Below are 19,132 nucleotides of genomic sequence, written 5' to 3'. Positions count from 1 at the left end.
GTGTAAGCTTACTTAGGCCGTAACGTCAATCGATCCGGTTCCCAGACTGCCTGCGGTGCTCGAAGTCTTCGCTTCTTCCTTCAATTCATCTTCCATCGCGGCAATTCGGCCGCTGGCCGCTTTCTGCTGCTTGGAGGATTGTCCGGACTGCTGCTGTTGGCGTCCTTCCTGAAACATGCCGGACTGGTAGTTCTGGCTTTGGCTTACTTCAAGCTTCTCCACCTGGATGCCCTGGCTTTGCAGTGTCGTTCTCAGCTGCGATAACTGGCTCTCCAGCATTTCCTTACCGGCCAAGCTGTCCGCTACGAACTGGGCAATCAGTTGTCCGTTATGCATGGTCAATTTAACTTCAACATGTCCGAGATGCTGAGGGTACAACGAAATTTTAGCCTCGGTCATCCCGTCTGCCGAGGTTCCCATAAATATGGAACGAACGACAAACTGCGTCATGTCCTCCGAAAACGTCGCTGCCTGCATCTGCACAACCGGCGCTTTTATCTGCGCGTGATTGCCTTGCTGCTTAATATACTCGTGCAGCGGCATCGGCTGACCTTCCGTTCCGTCTGCCATTCCCGCGTTCAGCGGTTCAAACAGAGGACCTTCGTCTGCTTTCGGCGGGTCTAGATGAAGCTGAACCATCGTTGCCTTGGCTGTAAGCGCTTCGAGCTTTTGCACCGGGCTGGAGACCACTTGGACAAGCTTCCCGGCATCCGAAGACGGAGCTGCTTCCGCTGTCGCTGCAGTCTGTATAGTAGAAGAAACACGGCGTTGATCGGCGCTAGGCTTTTGCAATTCGCTTAATTTGGATGCAGCCGACATCAGAACAGCCGGCAACTCTTTCACGGCTTGCTGAAGCTTCGAGTCTGCTTTCCCTTCCGCTACCAGGTCTTTTAACTGCTTCAAAATGGCGGCGGCTTCCTGCGCCGTCAGCGCTTTGGGCTGCTGTATCGCGCCAAGCTCATCGTTCTTCGTCTCCGCAGTTGTATCCACGGCAGGCGTCAAAGGAATAAACAGCAGCGGATTAAGCGCATCTGCACTTTCTTCCGGTTTGTTTCCTTCGCCTGTTGGAGCAGTCGCCTGATCGCTTTCCGGCTGATTCAAGGGAAGTGCTGCCAGCAGCGCTTGAAGCTGCAGTAACCAGGCTTGCAAATCCGGGTTGTTCATCAGCGCGTTCGCATCCTCGCCCTTAGCCGAGTCGAGCAGTTGAATTAAGCCGTCGATTTGTTGGGCCGTTTGAGCCTGTGCTTGATCCGCCGTCTGCGGAAGTACAGCAATTAAAGGAGCGATCAGCTGAGCAAGTGCCGACAAACCGGCGTTCCCTGCAGTAGTAGCCCCCGATCCGGAAGCATCGCCTGTCATCATTCCGTTTAGAGCCGACGAGAAGGATCCGGCCCCTCCGGCTGCGCCCCCCGTATTGGCGGAAGCGTTCGATCCGGCAACGGATGTCCCGGCGGATGCGGCCACAGGAGTTTGTGTTGAAATTTCCATCTTTTTTCACCTCCTTTCCATTGTAATTATTGAACCAGTCGGGCCGAGATCAGCGCTGCGGTTTCTTTGGACTGATCCGATATAGCCGCCAAAATTCTGGAACGCCCGCCGCTATCCATAGAGCTCAAGATGGAGATCACTTTGTCGGGATTCGATTTTTGCATTTCCATCAGGACAGTAGCCGCGCTTTTTGGCGTCATATTCGAAAATGTGCTGCCTAAATCGTCTTTGCTCAGCTTGTCTGCGGGCTGCTTGCTCTGCGACGCCAATTCTTTCAAGCGTTCCTGCAGGGCTGCAATTTCCGTATCTCTTACGTTCGTTTGGTCTTTCAGCAGAATCGAGGCGTCAGCAGCCTTCTTCGGGTCCATCTTCTCGAGTACCTTGACGCGCTCGTCCGGCTTCATCATCCCAAGCACCAGAACCAATTCTTTGGAGGTTAAGTTCTCCATAATCGGCGCCGATTTGCTCGGCGACATCTTCGCATACATAGTAGCAAGCTGTTGAATTTGATGCGCATACTCCTCGTCGCTCAAAGTCTTGCTTTTTGCGCTTTCTTCCAATGTACTGTTCTTGAGCTGCAATTCCTTTATCGTCTCATCCCGCTGCTGCAGCGAGGCCTCCGCCTTTTTCAGCGCCTGCTCCAATTCCTGAAGCTTGGCCGTCGTACCGGCATTCGCATTATCCTGTGTCGGAGCGGACGACTCGGCCCCAGCAGATTGAGCCGTTTCCGGCTTGTCTGCCGTTTCCTTCGTTTTCGGGTCCGGGATGATGCTGTTTACGATAGGAATTTTATTGGCTGCCCGAAGGACGTTGTTCATTACATCGTAATCGAAAATCGTCAACAGAACGCCGAGCAGTACAGCTGTAAAAACAAAAGGGATCAGGAACCATATTAAAAACCGCTCCATAGCTCCGTAAGAGGAGGACTGCTCCGTATCTGTGTTTGCCACTTCCTCACCTCCCCGCATGTTCATGAATTACGAAAGCCGTTTAAAACGATTCGTCGCCATTTCGTCCAATTGATTTTGTTCATTCTTCAAAACCTCGGTGGAAAAATGCTGAAACGCTCTTTCTTTCGCTTTCGTCCAAACTTTTTCTTCAATCATCTTACCGGTTAAATCATCCTGCTTGAGCTGTACGATCGTTTTGGCTGCTTGCACATCCCGATGCTTGAGCTGAATGCGGCCGTCAATATGGTTCACGTAACTTTGCAGCATGAGCAGGTTAGATACAGTTGTCACTTGGCTGGAAGACTTATGCAGTTCCTCCTGCATATCGTGCTTGGCTTTCTCCAGCTCGGCCAGAGAAGATTCCTCCGCACGCATTTTACCGATGGCTTCGGACAGCATCCATTCCGCCTGCGTTTTCTCGTTCATCTTCAAATCAACGATTTTTTGAAAAGCGTATCGAAACCGCATGCTCCTTCTCATCCCCTGTAAAATTCTCGAATTAGCCTTTCCTGCGCTTCCGCGTATGTCAGCTTCTCCGTGACGCGCTGTCGCGTATAATCCCATATCGCTTGTATAGAGTCGAGAGATTGATCAATTTCTGAATTTGATCCTCGCTGGTACGCCCCGATATTGATCAGATCCTCCGAATCTTTATACACAGATAGCAATCTTTTTAAGTTCTCAGCCGCAAGCTGCTGCTCGTGAGGAACAATTTCTTTCATCACCCGGCTAACGCTGGCAAGAACGTCGATAGCGGGGTAGTGCCCGCGGTTGGCTATGTTACGGTTCAACACGATATGACCATCCAGTATTCCCCGTACAGCATCCGCAATTGGCTCATTCATATCATCCCCGTCGACAAGAACCGTGTAAAAGGCCGTAATGGAGCCCTTAGGCCCTGTACCCGACCGCTCCAGCAGCTTAGGCAGCGTCGCAAATACGGAAGGCGTATAGCCGCGAGTTGCAGGAGGTTCGCCTACCGCCAAGCCGACTTCACGCTGTGCCATGGCAAATCGGGTCACCGAGTCCATCATCAGCATCACGTTCATCCCGCGATCGCGAAAAAATTCGGCGATCGTCGTAGCGATCAGCGCACCCTTGATCCGAATGAGCGCCGGTTGATCCGACGTTGCGACGATGACAACCGAGCGTGCCAGCCCTTCGGGACCAAGATCGCGTTCGATAAAATCGAGCACCTCTCTGCCGCGTTCTCCGATAAGCGCAATCACATTCACATCGGCTGACGTATTGCGGGCGACCATTCCCATCAGCGTACTTTTACCGACGCCGGACCCGGCGAAAATACCGACGCGCTGTCCCTTGCCTATCGTCAGCAAACCGTCAATGCAGCGTACGCCAACGCTGATCGGATCTAAAACACGTGGCCGTTTCAACGGATTGCTAGGTATATTATTAGTAGAATATTGGGTCATGCGCGACGGCAAAAACGTTCCGTCGAGCGGCTGACCGAGCCCGTCCAGCACTTTGCCAAGTAGCTCATGCCCTACCTGCACCGTCAGCGGCTTGCCGGTACCGACCACATCGCAGCCTGGACCGATGGCATGAAGCTCGCCGAGCGGCATAAGAATAACCTTGTTGTTCTTAAAGCCGACAACTTCCGCTTTGAGCGGCTGGTTCGATTTGAGCGGATAGATGTAGCATACGTCGCCGATGCTCGCATCCGGTCCCTCCGATTCGACCGTTAATCCGATGACCTGAGTGACTTTTCCGTTTACGCGCACCGGGTCGATTTGACTTAAATGCTCTATGTATTTCTGCGCGGATGGCACCTGCATGATCTAAGATCCCTCGCTTCGCAGCGCCACTTGCCGAAGCGCATTCTTGATTTCGTTCAGCTGCGTGTCGATGCGAGCGTCGATACTTCCGAAGGAGGACCGAATAACGCATCCGCGATCTTGTACCGAAGCATCCGGAATAATTTGTAGCTCCGCTTGCGAATCTAAGTGCAACAAAAGTTCTTCTCGTGCGTCTTGTATATAGGAGAACTGAGAAGGCGATACGCAAAGCGCAATAATTCCCTTTTCTCTTCGCCGCGACAGTACCTTTTGGATGAGTTCGATAACCCATTCGGATTCCAGCGTCAGCTGGCGATCGACGATTTTCTCTGCAATCGAGCAGCTGAGCTCGATCAAGAACGGTTCGGACTCTTGAATGATCTGTTGCTTTAATAAGTACGATTGTTCCAAGATTTGCGACGCTTCCTGCAGCATGCTGTCGTACTGCTGGCGAAGCTCCGCTTCGGCTCTGCCCAGCCCTTCCTGATAGCCTTGCTCGAAGCCTCGGTCCATCGCTTGCTCGATCGTTTCCTGATCCAGCTGTCTGCGTTCGTCCCACCAAGCTTCTATCTCGGCTTGGGCCTGCTGTCTGATGGCTGCGGCCTCATCCATGGCGGCGCGTACTTGTTCTTCGGCAAACGATTCGGCGTCTTGGAGAATTTGCTCCTTCATCTGCATCAGATTGTCGAGCTCGAGCTGTTGTTCCTCCGTCAGTTCGCCTTCTTGCAGCAGTTCTTGTTTAAGAACGGGAGGGACCGGAGGCTCGACAAGCTTGCTGTCTTCCATAGCTACATATTGAAACGATTTGATGACATTAGACAATAATATCATCTCCTCCGCCACGGGCGATGATGATTTCACCGGCTTCTTCCAAACGCCTGATCGTAGCTACGATGCGTGTTTGCGCTTCTTCGACGTCACGCAGCCGAACCGGACCCATATATTCCATTTCTTCCCGGAACGTTTCGGCCATCCGCTTGGACATGTTTTTGAAAATGGCTTCCCGAACTTCTTCACTGGCCACTTTAAGCGCCAATTGGAGGTCGGCATTCTCGATGTCGCGGATAATGCGTTGGATCGAACGATTGTCGATGTTGACGATGTCCTCGAATACGAACATCCGCTTCTTGATTTCCTCGGCAAGCTCAGGATCCTGAATCTCGAGCGAATCGAGGATCGTACGCTCTGTCCCGCGGTCGACGCCGTTCAAAATTTGAACGACGGCCGAAATCCCGCCGGCATTCGTATAGTCCTGCGTAACTGTGGCGGAAAGCTTCTGCTCAAGTACCCGCTCGACTTGGCTGATAACCTCCGGCGACGTGCTGTCCATCAAGGCAACCCGCTTCGCCACATCCGCCTGCTTCTCCTGAGGGAGCGAGGACAGGATGATGGAGGCTTGCTCCGGCTGCAGGTACGCGAGAACCAGAGCAATGGTTTGTGAATTTTCATTCTGAATAAAGTTCAAGATTTGAGCAGGATCGGCTTTCCGGGCAAAATCGAAAGGTCTCACTTGAAGCGTCGCCGTCAACCGATTGATGATATCCAATGCTTTTTGAGATCCGAGCGCTTTCTCCAAAATCTCTTTCGCATAAGTGATACCGCCTTGCGATATGAATTCTTGGGCTAAACAAATTTGATGGAACTCTGCCAAGATCGCTTCTTTTTCGGCGTTGTCAACTTTTCTGACATTGGCTATTTCCAAAGTGAGCTGCTCAATTTCTTCGTCACGCAGATGTTTAAAAATTTGAGCGGACACTTCCGGACCCAAACTAATCAATAGAATTGCGGCTTTTTGTCGCCCCGTTAAACCCGGTTGCTGTACTTTAGCCAAGTGTTGCACACCTCTATTCGTCTACTAACCAAGTGCGGAGCAGATTAACAAATTCTTCCGGTTTTTTCTTGGCAAGCTGTTCCAGCTGCTTGCGCACTTGATTTTCATTGTTCAAGTTATCGATATCGATGGTCGGGAATTCCACTCGCGGCGACTCATCCATAATCTCTTCTTCTTCCTCTTGCTGCGCCTTGCGTCTGCGCATAAACCAGTAGGCGCCTCCGCCCAGCAAAGCAAGAGCCAATCCGCCGAGTGCACCGTAGAGCAGCATCGAATTCGTGCTTGTTCCCTGGGTTTCGTTCGTTTTAGCGAACGTGTGCGGAAACACGGTTACCTTTTTATCAAGCTCTGTGTCCGTTATCTGTGGCTTGTTATCGGCCAAGCCTGCACGCACAACGTTGACGAGGATTTTCCGGATCTCCTTAACCGTATCTTCCGAAAGCGAGTTCGGATTTTGCGGATCGGGTGGTTCAATGCCGACGTTAATGGTTAAATCTTTTACTATGTAGGGCGTCATTTCAATTTCGTTCGTAATACGGTTAACTTCCCGGTTTACCGTTTTTTGCAGCTCTTCGGAATTCGTCTTTCCATTGTTGCTGCTGCCCGGGTATCCCGGCACATCCGTCGCGCCCGTTCCCGGTACGCCGGACGTCCCTGCACCACCGTCGCTCGTATAGTTCTTTTGGATCTCCTGAATGGAAATATCGAGCCCGGTTTGGTCTACCGTATTCGGCGCAGTCACTAGCTGCTCTTTGCGTCTCGTCTGATCGAAGTTCATTGTAGAGAACACACTTACGATCACTTTGTCCCGGCCGAGAATGGAGCCGAGCATTTGCTGCACGTTGCGCTGCACGTCGTTTCTGAACTTGTTGTTGATTTCGAACTGCTGCAAAGCGAGATTGGAAGCTCCGTTCACTTTGCCGTTCGCCTTGGAGTACTCAAGCAGATCGCCGTTTTGATCGGAAATCGTAATGTTCTCGACCGGCAGCCCTTTGATGCTGTGGGAAACCAAGTTATACATCGTATCGACCTTGGCCTGATCAAGCGTATAGCCCGGCTTGATATCAAGCACGACGGAGGCCGATGCTTTCTCCGGTTGCTCCCCCTTCCGCAAGAACAAGCTTTCCTGTGGCAAGCTGATCAATACTTTCGAGCTTGCGATCGCATTGTTCGAGTTGATAAGCTGCTGCAGCTCGCCTTGGACAGCATTGACGTATTTAACATCGAATTCTCTGTCCGTGGTGCCGAAGGTGCTGCTTTGGCTAAAGGCGCCATAGCCGACGTTGCCGTTTTTGTTCAAGCCTTGCGATTCGACGGCAAGCTTGACGCTGGCGACTTGACTGCGCGGAACGCCGATGCTTTTTCCGTCTTCGCTGAGCTGATACGGGATTTTGGCGCCGTCCAAGTAAGCTTTGATGGCCGCTGCGTCGCTAGGCTGCAAGTTCGTGTAAGCCAAGGCGTACTCGGTTTTAGAAAAATTATAACTAATAATACCTACCGTCAGTATGACTAAAATCACAGTTGCGATAACAGTCCACTTTTGCGTTTTGCTGAATTGATTCCAATATTGTTTCGTTCGGTTCCAATATTGGAGCACATTTTCGTTCACTGTTTCACCCCATCTGATGAACCCTCGTCAGGTACGTTTGAAGATTAGATTTGCGTTCTCATGATTTCTTGATAGGCCTCGATGACTTTGTTCCGCACTTGAACCGTGAGCTCTAATCCCAAGGACGCTTTTTCAGAGGCGATCATCAGTTGATGCACGTCGGAAATTTCTCCTTTGACAAACTGTTCCTTCATGACATCCGAAGTGGACTGCTGGTTATTCAGGTCGGCGATCGCATCGCTCAAAAATTTCCCGAATTGGTCCGTAACTTCAGATGCGCTAGTTATTTTAGGTTGAACGGCGCCAGCTATCTGCTGCGGCTGCTGCAATTTCAGGGATTCGATCATAATTATTGCTCCTTTTCGTTAACTATTTCCCGATTTCCAACGCTTTCCCAATCAAAGCCTTGGAAGCGTTCAGTGCGGTGACGTTGGCTTCGTAGGACCGGGTAGCCGAGATCATATCGACCATTTCTTTTAAAACGTCCACGTTGGGCAAAAGTACCATGCCGTTCTCGTCCGCATCCGGATGCGTCGGGTCGTAATGCTGCCTAAAAGGAGAAGGATCGTCGATCACTTGAGTTACCCGTACGCCGTCACCGGCTCCCGAATTTTTACCGGACATGGCATTGGCAAGCGAATCAGCGAAATTTTGCTGTTTTGGTTCGAAAGACACCAATTTGCGCGAATACGGAACCCATTTACCGTTTACCATTCGCGCTCTTGTCGAATCCGCATTGGCGATATTGGACGAAATGACGTCCATCCGAAAGCGCTGCGCCGTTAGTGCGGAAGAACTGATGTCAAATCCGTTTGTAAGTCTCATCTGTTACACTCTCCCGCCGATAGCTGTTCTGATTTTTTTGATATCGCCGCTGACTTGCTGGACCATTACGTTGTATCGAAGCTGGTTTTTGGCCATGAGGGCCATTTCGTAATCGATATCGACGTTATTCAAGTTGTTGTTAATCATGGACTGGTTGTCACGAACGATTTGTGGCTCCGGCTTTGCTGGACGTCCGATATAAAAATGCCTCGGATCGGTCCGATACCCTTCAATCCCGGCTCCGTTCATTTCCTGCTGCAGCAGTTCTTCAAAACGAACTTCCGACCGTTTGAAAAAGGGCGTGTCGACATTTGCCACATTGTCAGCAATCACTTTTTGCCTAAGTGCGGCGGCATCAAGGGCACGCTCCAGCGTTTGAAATGAGGGCTTGTTTAAAATATTCATGCGTTGACTCCCACTTTCCAAGGATGATTCTGAATCTAGTTATTCAACAAGATAACGTAATATCCTCCTTCCTTCGACATCTAAACATAAAAAAAATACAATACGGTTTGTCGTAAAATGTAGTAAACGAGAACTACATCTATATTGAGAGATCTTGGAAGTGAATACAATATGAAAAAAGCCCTATATTTGCATATAGAGCCCGAAATGTTAAATATTTCACCTTTTTGAGAATGTTGGCTACGCTTTCACACTTTGGATTCCAGCCATCAATTGATCGTTCAAAACACGAATGTATGTTCCCTTCATGCCGAGCGAACGGGTTTCAATAACACCAGCGCTTTCCAGCTTGCGAAGAGCATTGACAATCACCGAACGGGTAATCCCTACGCGATCCGCGATTTTACTGGCCACAAGTAGGCCTTCCGACCCTTCGAGCTGCTCAAATATATGTTCGACCGCTTCCAGCTCGCTGAAGGATAACGAACCGACCGCCACCTGAACGACCGCTTTACCCCGGGCTTCGATCTCAATCTGCTCCGCTTTTTCGCGCAAAATCTCCATTGCCACAACAGTTGACCCGTATTCTGCCAAAATCAAATCGTCATCGATAAACATGCCGTTACGCTTCGTGAGAACAAGCGTTCCCAATCGTTCGCCGCCGCCGATAATCGGAACAATCGTCATGTAGAAGCCAGTATCATGCGAAATCTGTCGAAAGATATCGAATTCGCTGCCTGGCTCCAGGTTGGAGGACGTCTCCTCCACCTTGAGCAAAAGCTGGTTGTATTCGGACGGAAACCGGTTTTCCTGCAGCACCGTTTCGTTCACGCCGGCCTCGAATACAGGCGTTGTGAACGCGCTCCCCAGCACCTTTCCTCTCCGACTGACGACAAATATATCCGCCTGCAAAATATCGCTCAGCACCGCGGCCATATCCATAAAGCTGACCGGGTTCCCCGCTTCCTTTTGCAGCAGTTTATTCAGCCTTCTAGTTTTCATCAAAAGTGTCATTAGTCTTGCCTCCAAGTTGACATTACAAAATGTACTGGCTGAGATCCCGGTTCTGCACGATACCGGACAGCTTTTCCCTGACATACTCCGGTGAGATTACGATTTGCTCAAGCGTGATTTCCGGCGCTTCGAAGGACAAATCTTCCAGCAATTTCTCTAAAATGGTATGCAAACGGCGGGCGCCGATGTTATCGGTATTCTGATTCACGTCAGCGGCAATCCGGGCAATTTCCAGAATCGCTTCGTCGGAAAACTCGACACGTATCCCTTCCGTTTCCAGCAGTGCCGTATACTGTTTGGTTAACGCATTTTTCGGCTCTTTCAATATGAGCACAAAGTCCTGCTCCGATAAACTGCTTAGCTCGACCCGGATCGGAAACCGCCCCTGAAGCTCGGGAATTAAATCCGACGGTTTTGCGATATGGAATGCCCCTGCCGCCACAAACAGGATATAATCCGTTTTTACAGGGCCGTATTTGGTCATGACGGTCGATCCCTCGACAATAGGTAAAATGTCCCGCTGCACGCCTTCACGTGAGACGTCCGGCCCACTGCCGCGGCTGGAGCTGCATATCTTATCGATCTCGTCAATGAAGATGATGCCCCCCTGCTCGGCCCGCTTCACCGCTTCCTGGATCACTTCGTCCATATCCAGCAGCTTTTGGGCTTCCTCTTGAAGCAGCACCTTACGAGCTTCTTTGATCGGGAGCTTGCGCTTTTTCGTACGCTTCGGCATCAGGCTTCCGAACAGCTCCTGCATATTCATGCCGGCTTGATCGTTGCCCTGTCCCGCCAGCATATCGAACATCGAAGGAGAGCTATCCTCCACCTCGATTTCGATCACTTGATTCTCAAGCTCGCCGCGCAGAAGACGTTCCTTAACTTCCTGTCTCTGGGAAGCAATCGACGAATCCGTTTCCGGCTCCGTATCCGTATGGCCCGCGTTCTGCTGGCCAAACAGCATTTCTAGCGGATTGCGCTGCCCCCGATGCTTGGATGGACTAGGTACAAGGATGGATACGATACGGTCGTTAACCATTTGTTCCGCACGGTCCTTAAGCTTATCGGTTTTCTCAGCTTTCACCATGCGGATCGACGTTTCCACCAAGTCCCGAACCATTGACTCGACATCGCGTCCGACGTATCCGACTTCCGTGAATTTGGTCGCCTCGACTTTGATAAACGGCGCATTGACCAGCTTTGCCATGCGGCGGGCGATTTCCGTCTTGCCGACGCCGGTCGGTCCGATCATTAACAGGTTCTTCGGTGCAATCTCGTCGCGGAGCGATTCTTCGAGCAGGCTCCGGCGGTACCGGTTACGCAGCGCGACGGCAACGGACTTCTTGGCCTGCTTCTGTCCGACGATATACTTATCCAATTCGGCTACGATTTCTCTGGGGGTTAAGGCTATTTGCTTCAACGTCATAACCTCCTGGATCATTCGATTTCTTCAACAATGATATTATGATTCGTAAACACGCAAATCTCCGCCGCCATCGTAAGCGCGGCATGGGCGATTTCCTTCGCGCTCATCTGCGGCGCATAACGGTGCAGCGCCCGGCCCGCGGCGAGTGCAAAGCTGCCCCCGGAACCGATCGCCAGGATACCGTCGTCCGGCTCGATGATTTCCCCGTTGCCGGACAAAAGCAGCAGCCCGCTTCGATCCATCACGATCATCATCGCTTCCAGTCTGCGCAGCACGCGATCCTGCCGCCAATCTTTGGTCAGTTCAACGGCAGAGCGCTGCAAATTGCCGTGATGCTCTTCCAGCTTCGCCTCGAACTTCTCGAATAATGTAATTGCATCGGCGACCGAGCCGGCAAACCCAGCTATGACGTTGCCGCGATACAATCTTCTCACTTTTTTGGCTTGACTTTTCATGACCATGCTGTTGCCGAAGGTCACTTGGCCGTCCCCTGCAATAGCGCCCTTGCCCTGATGGCGGACGGCAAAAATCGTCGTGGCGTGAAATTGCTCCATGGGCCCGATATTCCTCCTCATTGTAAAGAAAAGCTTCGGATTAAGCGCTTTTCCGCCCACAATAGCACTTGCTGCGGGCTTACGGAACTTCGTAGATGGTGCATAAATTAGTTGTCTACAAGACGAAAACTAAGCTGTTTCAAGCTTAGTTTGGCGAAAGCTCCGCATTAACGGAGCGAGATTATATTCGTGATCTATCGTAACACAGTACATGTTTTATTTACAAGGCGAATTGTATAGGTTTTGTGAAAAATTCTGAATTTTCTCAATTGCTCGCATAGCAATTTTTTCGTATTTGAGCTTCTTGTTCTTGATCTTCTCGTCAAGCGGCGCAAATAGCCCGAAATTGGCATTCATCGGCTGAAAATGCTTGAAATCGGCCGTCGTGATGTATTGCGCCATGCTGCCGAGCGCGGTATCCGGAGGCAGCACGAACAGTTCCTCCCCTTTGGCGTAGCGCGCCGCGTTCATCCCCGCAATGAGGCCGGAAGCAGCCGATTCGACGTATCCTTCCACACCGGTCATCTGTCCAGCAAAGAACAGGCTGTCCCGGTCTTTGAACTGGTACGTAGGGCGCAGCAGCCTCGGCGAATTGATGAACGTATTGCGGTGCATGACGCCGTACCGGACAAACTCCGCGTTTTCCAATCCGGGAATAAGGGAAAGTACCCGCTTCTGTTCGCCCCACTTCAAGTGGGTCTGAAAGCCTACCAAATTATAGAGCGTGCCCGCCGCATTATCCTGACGCAGCTGAACGACCGCGTAAGGCAATTCGCCCGTATGCGGATTGATGAGTCCTACGGGCTTCATCGGACCGAATAAGACGGTTTGCCGGCCGCGCTTCGCCATCACTTCGATCGGCATACAGCCTTCGAAATAAATTTCTTTCTCGAACTCCTTCATCGGGGCCGTTTCCGCGGAGATCAAGGCCTCATAGAACACTGTGAACTCCTCTTCGGTCATCGGGCAGTTCAAATAGGCCGCCTCGCCCTTATCATAACGGGAGGCAAGGTAAACCTTACTCATATCGATCGATTCTTTTTCCACAATCGGTGCTGCCGCGTCATAGAAGTATAAGTACTCCTCGCCCGTCAGCTCCTGCAAACGCTTGGAAAGCGCAGGCGAGGTTAGCGGTCCGGTCGCAACGACGACAATTCCTTCGGGAAGCGACTCCAGCTCCTCGTTCCGCACCTCGATCAGCGGGTGGTTGCGCAGCAAGGACGTTACCTCGCCCGAGAAGCCTTCCCGGTCGACGGCAAGCGCCCCGCCGGCCGGAACGGCATGCTTGTCGGCTGCGCGCAATATTAACGAGTTCAGGATCCGCATTTCTTCCTTCAATACGCCCACCGCGTTCGTCAATCCGTTCGCCCGCAGCGAATTGCTGCAGACGAGCTCGGCGAATTGATCGGAAATATGCGCAGGCGTTTTTTTCACGGGACGCATTTCATATAAAACCACCGGCACGCCTTGGCTTGCGATTTGCCAGGCGGCTTCGCTGCCAGCCAAGCCCGCGCCGATGACAGTCACTTTCGGTAAGACAGTCAACTTCCGTTCCTCCTATATAAAGCCAGATGACAAGTTAGTCCTGATCTTGCTCTTCTTTCGCTTCTTCTCTAAAGTCGCAGGACACGCACTGGACGAACGTTCCTGATTTGTTTCGCTTTTCAACGAGCATCGCGCCGCACTTTGGACACGGGTGCCCTACAGGTTTATCCCATGAGACGAAATCGCATTCCGGATACCGGTCGCATCCATAGAAGATGCGCCCTTTTTTGCTGCGGCGTTCGATGATTTTCCCTTCGTGGCAATTCGGACAGGTGACGCCGGTATCCTTGACGATCGGCTTCGTATTGCGGCAATCCGGAAAACCGGAGCAGGCCAAAAACTTGCCGAAGCGTCCCATCTTGTAGACGAAATGACGGCCGCATTTCTCGCAAATCTCATCGGAAACCTCGTCCTGAATCTCGACTTTCTCCATCTCTTCCTCGGCCACTTCAAGCCGCTTCTCGAACGACTCGTAAAACTCGCTCAGCACGCGGACCCAATCTTCTTTCCCTTCCTCGATGTGGTCCAGTCCCTCTTCCATATGGGCAGTGAAATCCACGTCCAGAATTTCCGGAAAAAATTCGATCATCTGCTGAATAACCAACTCGCCAAGCTCGGTCGGCACAAATTTCTTTTCTTCTATAGCCACATAACCGCGCTTTTGGATCGTTTCGAGGGTCGGAGCGTAGGTGCTCGGACGTCCGATTCCCATTTCTTCCAACGCCTTAACCAATCGCGCTTCCGTAAAACGCGGCGGAGGCTGCGTAAAATGCTGCTTCGGGTCGATCTGCTGCTTTTTTACCTTGTCCCCTTCTTTCAGGGGCGGAAGCAGCTTATCGTCATCCCCTGTATCTGCCGAAGCATCGTCGTTCCCTTCCACATACACCTTCATAAAGCCGTGGAACTTCACCTTCGAACCGACGGCCCGGAAAATCGTGTTGGCGGCCGTTAAATCGACGGTCATCGTATCCAGAACCGCGGAAGCCATCTGGCTCGCAACGAAGCGCTCCCAAACGAGCTTGTAGAGGCGAAATTGATCGCGGCTCAAGTGCTCTTTGATCTGATCCGGCTCGCGCAGCACTGAGCTCGGACGAATCGCTTCGTGCGCATCCTGCGCGTTCGCATTTTTCTTCGTATAAACGCGCGGCGTTTCGGGATAAAACGGCTCCCCGAATTTTTGCACGATATAGTCTTTCGCTTCTTCCTGGGCCACAGGAGAAATCCGCGTCGAATCGGTACGCATATAGGTAATCAAACCGACAGTACCCTCGCTGCCCAGATCGATTCCTTCATATAATTGCTGCGCTACGGACATCGTCTTGGCCGCGCGAAAGTTTAATTTTCGGGCCGCCTCTTGCTGAAGCGAGCTTGTAATGAAAGGAGGGGACGGATTGCGAAGACGTTCCTTTTCCTTGACTTCGCTTACAATAAAATCGGCCTTCTGAAGCGCGGCTAGGACAACGTTCACTTCCGCCTCGTTCTTCAGTTCTTTCTTTTCGCCGTCTACACTGTAAAACTTCGCCTCAAAATCCGCTTTTCCCGAGGACAATTTGGCCGTAATGGTCCAATACTCTTCGGGCACGAACGCTTTAATCTCATTCTCGCGGTCATAGATCAGCTTTACAGCCACGGATTGCACCCGGCCGGCGGATAGCCCTTTCTTGACCTTCTTCCAAAGCAGCGGGCTGATTTTGTAGCCTACCAGCCGGTCCAATATGCGCCGCGCCTGCTGCGCATTCACCAGATCCTGATTGATTTTGCGAGGGGTCTTGAAAGCATCCTTGACCGCCTGCTTCGTGATCTCGTTGAACACGACACGGCACGCGTCCTGATCGGAGAGCTCAAGATAATGAGCCAAGTGCCAGGCAATCGCCTCGCCTTCGCGATCAGGGTCCGCTGCGAGATATACTTTTTTCACGCGTTTGCTTGCGTCTTTAAGCTCTTTGAGTACGGAGCCTTTGCCCCGGATCGTGATATATTTCGGTTCAAAGTTTTTCTGGACCTCGACTCCGATCTGGCTCTTCGGCAAATCCCGAATATGCCCCATCGATGCTTTTACAATATATTTGCTTCCTAAATATTTGCTGATCGTTTTGGCTTTTGCGGGTGACTCCACAATGACTAACGAATCGGCCATAGGGTCTTGCCCCCTTCGACAATGGAAATATGTATGACCATCAAGGTACGGCGTATACCGAACCCGGCAGTTCGACGATCCTGCGCGTCATTAGTAAATTTATCAGAACTGAATGCAAATGTCCAAAGGTAAATTGGCTTTGCGAAAGCAACTCATCGATCGTAAGCGGACGGAAGTGAAGCATGTCAACTATTTTTTGCTCATCTTCGGACAAGACAGGCTTTGCTTCCGTTGTATTCATAATGTATGCCTTTTGATCCAAGGATATCCGGCCTGCGTATTCCTCCAAGATATCTGCCGCTCCGGTTACCAGCTTGGCCCCCTGCTTCAGCAAGGATAGCGTGCCCTCGCTTTTGGGAGAGGAGATCGGGCCGGGAACGGCGAACACGTCGCGCGAAGCTTCCAGCGCCTGGTCAACCGTGATCAGGGAGCCGCTTTTCAGCGCCGCTTCAACCACGACAACTCCGAGGCTCAGGCCGGCAATAATGCGGTTGCGCTGCGGAAACAAGCCGGGCCGCGGCCTTGTGCCGAGCGGGTATTCGGACAAAAGCAGTCCGCATTCGGAAATTTTACGGTATAACGCTTTGTTTTCGGGCGGATACACCGTCTCGATACTGCAGCCCAGCACGGCTACTGTGCTCCCATGGCTGCGTAAAGCTCCTTCGTGGGCCGCGCTGTCAATTCCCCGTGCGAGCCCGCTTACCACGCATACGCCTGCTGCGGATAACGATTCGGCCAGACGCTCGGCCGTCATCTTACCGTAAGCGGTCGGTGTGCGCGTGCCGACCATAGCAATGCACGAGCGGTTAACGATATCCAATTGTCCCTGGTAATACAAAATCCAAGGAGGGTCGGCTGTCTCCAAAAGCATCGTCGGATAACGCTCATCCCCAAGGACCACCCACTCGATGTGCAGCTCCTCGTAACGGGAACGCTTGGCTTCCAGTTGAGCTTCGGTTAAATTGCCAAGTCCTCTAGTCATTTGTTCAGCCCGGGCCGGGGTCAGGCCAAATTCAAGCCAATCGGCATAGCAGAACGAACGGATATCGCATAACTGCGGAAACTGCCGCATCAGCCGGCTAATTGTCTTCGAACCGACACCTTCCATATGGTGCAAGGCAAATAGCATGCTTCGGTTGTCCATATAGTATAGCTCACTCCTTTGGTCAGAAACAACTTTCTTCATTTGTAAGGTATAGACAAAAAACAAAAAAGCCTCTCAAACCCGTATCTCATACGGATTTGAGAGGCTGCTTGCCATCTCGTCATTGATGCGAAAGGTTGCTTACTTCTTGGTGATGCACTTTTCGAGCAGGCCTTTTTCTTCCAATACGCTCACCAGAGTGGAGCCCATTTCGGAAGGTGTCGGCGCTACTTTGATACCGCAGCGTTCCATCGTTGCGACTTTCTCCGCTGCCGTTCCTTTGCCGCCGGAAATGATGGCGCCCGCGTGGCCCATCCGTTTTCCAGGAGGCGCCGTTTGACCGCCGATGAAGCCGACAACCGGCTTCTTCATGTTCGCTGCGATCCACTCTGCCGCTTCTTCTTCTGCGGAACCGCCGATTTCACCGATCATGATGACGGCATAAGTGTCCGGATCTTCATTGAACAGCTTCAGGATATCGATGAACTCGGAGCCTTTTACCGGGTCGCCGCCGATACCTACGGCAGACGATTGGCCAATGCCGCGAGTCGTCAGCTGATGTACCGCTTCGTAAGTCAGCGTTCCGCTTCGGGATACGACGCCAACATGGCCCGGCGTATGGATGTAACCCGGCATGATGCCGATTTTGCACTCGCCCGGAGTGATGACGCCTGGGCAGTTCGGCCCGATCAAACGGGTCTTTTTGCCTTCCATGTAACGGCTGACTTTGACCATATCAAGCACCGGAATACCTTCGGTGATGCAGATGACGAGATCGAGCTCGGCGTCCACGGCTTCCATGATCGAATCCGCAGCGAAAGCCGGCGGAACATAGATAACCGAAGCGGTAGCGCCGGTCGCATTTTTCGCTTCCAGAACGGTGTTGTACACCGGAAGAGTTACCGTCGTGCCGTTTTCCAGCGTGAAATCAACATTCGAGCCGCCTTTGCCCGGAACCGCGCCGGCTACCATTTGCGTGCCGTACTCCAGGCCGCCCAGCGTATGGAACATGCCTGTCTTGCCTGTCATGTTCTGAGTGATGACCTTTGTATTTTTATCAACCAAAATAGACATGGTTAAAATTCACATCCTCTAATAGTATGGAAGAAGAAAGGTGCTGCTTCGGAAGGAGAAATTACTTCACCAGCGCAACGATTTTTTGTGCGCCGTCGGCCATCGAATCGGCTGCTACGATGTTCAAACCGGATTCGTTCAAAATCTTTTTGCCGAGATCCACGTTCGTGCCTTCCAGACGTACGACAAGCGGACGGTCCAGACCCAGTTCCTTCGCTGCAGCCACAACGCCTTCAGCGATAATGTCGCACTTCATAATGCCGCCGAAAATGTTAACGAAAATTCCTTTTACATTCTCGTCGGACAGGATGATTTTGAACGCTTCGGTTACTTTCTCTTTCGTAGCGCCGCCCCCTACATCGAGGAAGTTGGCCGGTTCGCCGCCATAGTATTTGATGATATCCATCGTCGCCATAGCCAGACCTGCACCGTTAACCATGCAGCCGATATTGCCGTCAAGCGCGATGTAGCTCAGGTCGAATTTGGAAGCTTCGATTTCTTTTGCATCCTCTTCGTCCAAGTCGCGCAGCTCAAGGATGTCTTTATGACGGAACAGCGCGTTGGAGTCGAAGTTCAGCTTCGCGTCAAGCGCCATAACGTTGCCGTCACCCGTAACGACGAGCGGGTTGATTTCGGCGATGGAGCAATCTTTTTCGACGAAAGCAGTATACAAAGCGGTCATGAATTTAACGGCTTTGCTTACGAGCTCGCCCGGAATATTGATGGCATAAGCCAGCTTGCGCGCTTGAAACGCTTGCAGACCGACAGCCGGATCGATTACTTCTTTGAAGATTTTCTCCGGAGTGTGGGCGGCTACTTCTTCGATCTCCGTTCCGCCTTCTTCGGAAGCCATCATGACGACGCGGCCGGTAGCGCGGTCGACCACGAGACCGATGTAATATTCTTTCTTAATATCGCAGCCTTGCTCGATCAGGAGGCGCTTCACTTCTTTGCCTTCCGGACCGGTTTGATGCGTAACGAGGACTTTACCCAGGATTTCCTGTGCGTATGTACGAACTTCGTCGAGGTTCTTGGCAACTTTGACACCGCCCGCTTTACCGCGGCCGCCGGCGTGAATTTGCGCTTTGACGACAACTACGGGAGTACCCAGCGATTTCGCCGCTTCCACCGCTTCGTCTACCGTGAAAGCCACTTTTCCTTCCGGTACGGCAACCCCGTACTGTTTCAGCACTGCTTTGCCTTGATACTCATGGATATTCATTTAGCAAAATCCTCCTATCAGTAATGACTTACTATATGGAATCGACCCTTCCCAAGCTCTGGACGAGTCCACTCGCTAATAAAGTCCGGTTGCCAAACATTAGCATGTCCTA

General features: G+C 51.7%; 18 protein-coding genes. All 18 read right to left on the bottom strand.

Translation table 11 applies throughout. The features are described from left to right. Positions 1-12: 12 nt before the first annotated feature. The 18 genes from QMG93_RS15470 to sucC all read right to left on the bottom strand — a co-directional run bounded on the left by QMG93_RS15470 (position 13) and on the right by sucC (position 19,020). A complete protein-coding gene (locus tag QMG93_RS15470; RefSeq protein WP_281937914.1) occupies positions 13-1,488 on the bottom strand; it encodes a flagellar hook-length control protein FliK in 1,476 nt (491 codons plus the stop codon). 26 nt (positions 1,489-1,514) lie between these two features. After that, positions 1,515-2,438, bottom strand: coding sequence for a magnesium transporter MgtE N-terminal domain-containing protein (locus tag QMG93_RS15465; RefSeq protein ID WP_281937912.1), 924 nt, complete (start codon positions 2,436-2,438; stop codon positions 1,515-1,517). A gap of 27 nt (positions 2,439-2,465) precedes the next feature. After that, positions 2,466-2,906, bottom strand: a complete 441-nt coding sequence (gene fliJ, locus QMG93_RS15460) for a flagellar export protein FliJ (RefSeq protein ID WP_281937910.1) — start codon at positions 2,904-2,906, stop codon at positions 2,466-2,468. Positions 2,907-2,914: 8 nt separating this feature from the next. Then, a complete protein-coding gene (gene fliI / locus QMG93_RS15455; protein ID WP_054972334.1) occupies positions 2,915-4,234 on the bottom strand; it encodes a flagellar protein export ATPase FliI in 1,320 nt (439 codons plus the stop codon). Between the two features lie 3 nt (positions 4,235-4,237). Then, positions 4,238-5,056, bottom strand: coding sequence for a FliH/SctL family protein (locus QMG93_RS15450; RefSeq protein ID WP_281937908.1), 819 nt, complete (start codon positions 5,054-5,056; stop codon positions 4,238-4,240). Further along, on the bottom strand, positions 5,049-6,065 hold the full coding sequence (gene fliG, locus QMG93_RS15445) for a flagellar motor switch protein FliG (protein ID WP_025850755.1): 1,017 nt from the start codon (positions 6,063-6,065) through the stop codon (positions 5,049-5,051). The genes QMG93_RS15450 and fliG overlap by 8 nt, the downstream gene beginning before the upstream one ends. Before the next feature lie 13 nt (positions 6,066-6,078). Beyond that, on the bottom strand, positions 6,079-7,674 hold the full coding sequence (gene fliF, locus QMG93_RS15440; protein ID WP_281937905.1) for a flagellar basal-body MS-ring/collar protein FliF: 1,596 nt from the start codon (positions 7,672-7,674) through the stop codon (positions 6,079-6,081). 44 nt (positions 7,675-7,718) lie between these two features. Then, positions 7,719-8,021 carry a flagellar hook-basal body complex protein FliE gene (fliE, locus tag QMG93_RS15435; RefSeq protein WP_281937903.1) on the bottom strand — a complete coding sequence of 101 codons (303 nt, stop codon included), beginning with the start codon at positions 8,019-8,021 and terminating at the stop codon, positions 7,719-7,721. 22 nt (positions 8,022-8,043) lie between these two features. Then, positions 8,044-8,499, bottom strand: a complete 456-nt coding sequence (gene flgC, locus QMG93_RS15430) for a flagellar basal body rod protein FlgC (RefSeq protein WP_281937901.1) — start codon at positions 8,497-8,499, stop codon at positions 8,044-8,046. 3 nt (positions 8,500-8,502) lie between these two features. Further along, entirely contained in the window at positions 8,503-8,904 is a 402-nt protein-coding gene (gene flgB / locus QMG93_RS15425; protein ID WP_281937899.1) for a flagellar basal body rod protein FlgB, read from the bottom strand. A 240-nt stretch (positions 8,905-9,144) separates the two neighbouring features. Continuing rightward, a complete protein-coding gene (gene codY / locus QMG93_RS15420) occupies positions 9,145-9,918 on the bottom strand; it encodes a GTP-sensing pleiotropic transcriptional regulator CodY (protein ID WP_281937897.1) in 774 nt (257 codons plus the stop codon). Positions 9,919-9,940: 22 nt separating this feature from the next. Next, positions 9,941-11,344, bottom strand: coding sequence for an ATP-dependent protease ATPase subunit HslU (hslU, locus tag QMG93_RS15415; protein WP_413789299.1), 1,404 nt, complete (start codon positions 11,342-11,344; stop codon positions 9,941-9,943). Positions 11,345-11,355: 11 nt separating this feature from the next. After that, complete coding sequence (gene hslV, locus QMG93_RS15410; protein WP_010491321.1) at positions 11,356-11,898, bottom strand: ATP-dependent protease subunit HslV; 543 nt, start codon at positions 11,896-11,898, stop codon at positions 11,356-11,358. 216 nt (positions 11,899-12,114) lie between these two features. Continuing rightward, on the bottom strand, positions 12,115-13,443 hold the full coding sequence (gene trmFO, locus QMG93_RS15405) for an FADH(2)-oxidizing methylenetetrahydrofolate--tRNA-(uracil(54)-C(5))-methyltransferase TrmFO (RefSeq protein WP_281937891.1): 1,329 nt from the start codon (positions 13,441-13,443) through the stop codon (positions 12,115-12,117). Positions 13,444-13,477: 34 nt separating this feature from the next. Further along, positions 13,478-15,580 (bottom strand): type I DNA topoisomerase, encoded by a 2,103-nt coding sequence (gene topA / locus QMG93_RS15400; RefSeq protein ID WP_281937890.1) that lies wholly within the window; start codon positions 15,578-15,580, stop codon positions 13,478-13,480. A 40-nt stretch (positions 15,581-15,620) separates the two neighbouring features. Then, entirely contained in the window at positions 15,621-16,724 is a 1,104-nt protein-coding gene (gene dprA / locus QMG93_RS15395; protein ID WP_281937888.1) for a DNA-processing protein DprA, read from the bottom strand. Between the two features lie 141 nt (positions 16,725-16,865). Beyond that, positions 16,866-17,798: a succinate--CoA ligase subunit alpha gene (gene sucD, locus QMG93_RS15390; protein ID WP_253407049.1), complete on the bottom strand. Its 933-nt coding sequence runs from the start codon at positions 17,796-17,798 to the stop codon at positions 16,866-16,868. 61 nt (positions 17,799-17,859) lie between these two features. Beyond that, complete coding sequence (gene sucC, locus QMG93_RS15385) at positions 17,860-19,020, bottom strand: ADP-forming succinate--CoA ligase subunit beta (RefSeq protein ID WP_063186328.1); 1,161 nt, start codon at positions 19,018-19,020, stop codon at positions 17,860-17,862. Positions 19,021-19,132 lie beyond the last annotated feature (112 nt).

Source organism: Paenibacillus tyrphae, from assembly GCF_027925525.1.
In the GTDB taxonomy this organism is placed as follows: domain Bacteria; phylum Bacillota; class Bacilli; order Paenibacillales; family NBRC-103111; genus Paenibacillus_G; species Paenibacillus_G tyrfis_B.
This window is presented reverse-complemented; position numbering and strand designations above follow the sequence as displayed.

Excerpts from the sequence above, each read along its gene's own strand:
- fliJ (WP_281937910.1), bottom strand. The coding sequence starts at position 2,906 with ATGCGGTTTCGATACGCTTTTCAAAAAATCGTTGATTTGAAGATGAAC.
- codY (WP_281937897.1), bottom strand. The coding sequence starts at position 9,918 with ATGACACTTTTGATGAAAACTAGAAGGCTGAATAAACTGCTGCAAAAG.
- dprA (WP_281937888.1), bottom strand. The coding sequence starts at position 16,724 with ATGGACAACCGAAGCATGCTATTTGCCTTGCACCATATGGAAGGTGTC.
- fliI (WP_054972334.1), bottom strand. The coding sequence starts at position 4,234 with ATGCAGGTGCCATCCGCGCAGAAATACATAGAGCATTTAAGTCAAATC.
- sucD (WP_253407049.1), bottom strand. The coding sequence starts at position 17,798 with ATGTCTATTTTGGTTGATAAAAATACAAAGGTCATCACTCAGAACATG.
- fliE (WP_281937903.1), bottom strand. The coding sequence starts at position 8,021 with ATGATCGAATCCCTGAAATTGCAGCAGCCGCAGCAGATAGCTGGCGCC.
- sucC (WP_063186328.1), bottom strand. The coding sequence starts at position 19,020 with ATGAATATCCATGAGTATCAAGGCAAAGCAGTGCTGAAACAGTACGGG.
- hslU (WP_413789299.1), bottom strand. The coding sequence starts at position 11,344 with ATGACGTTGAAGCAAATAGCCTTAACCCCCAGAGAAATCGTAGCCGAA.
- flgB (WP_281937899.1), bottom strand. The coding sequence starts at position 8,904 with ATGAATATTTTAAACAAGCCCTCATTTCAAACGCTGGAGCGTGCCCTT.
- QMG93_RS15470 (WP_281937914.1), bottom strand. The coding sequence starts at position 1,488 with ATGGAAATTTCAACACAAACTCCTGTGGCCGCATCCGCCGGGACATCC.
- flgC (WP_281937901.1), bottom strand. The coding sequence starts at position 8,499 with ATGAGACTTACAAACGGATTTGACATCAGTTCTTCCGCACTAACGGCG.
- hslV (WP_010491321.1), bottom strand. The coding sequence starts at position 11,898 with ATGGAGCAATTTCACGCCACGACGATTTTTGCCGTCCGCCATCAGGGC.
- topA (WP_281937890.1), bottom strand. The coding sequence starts at position 15,580 with ATGGCCGATTCGTTAGTCATTGTGGAGTCACCCGCAAAAGCCAAAACG.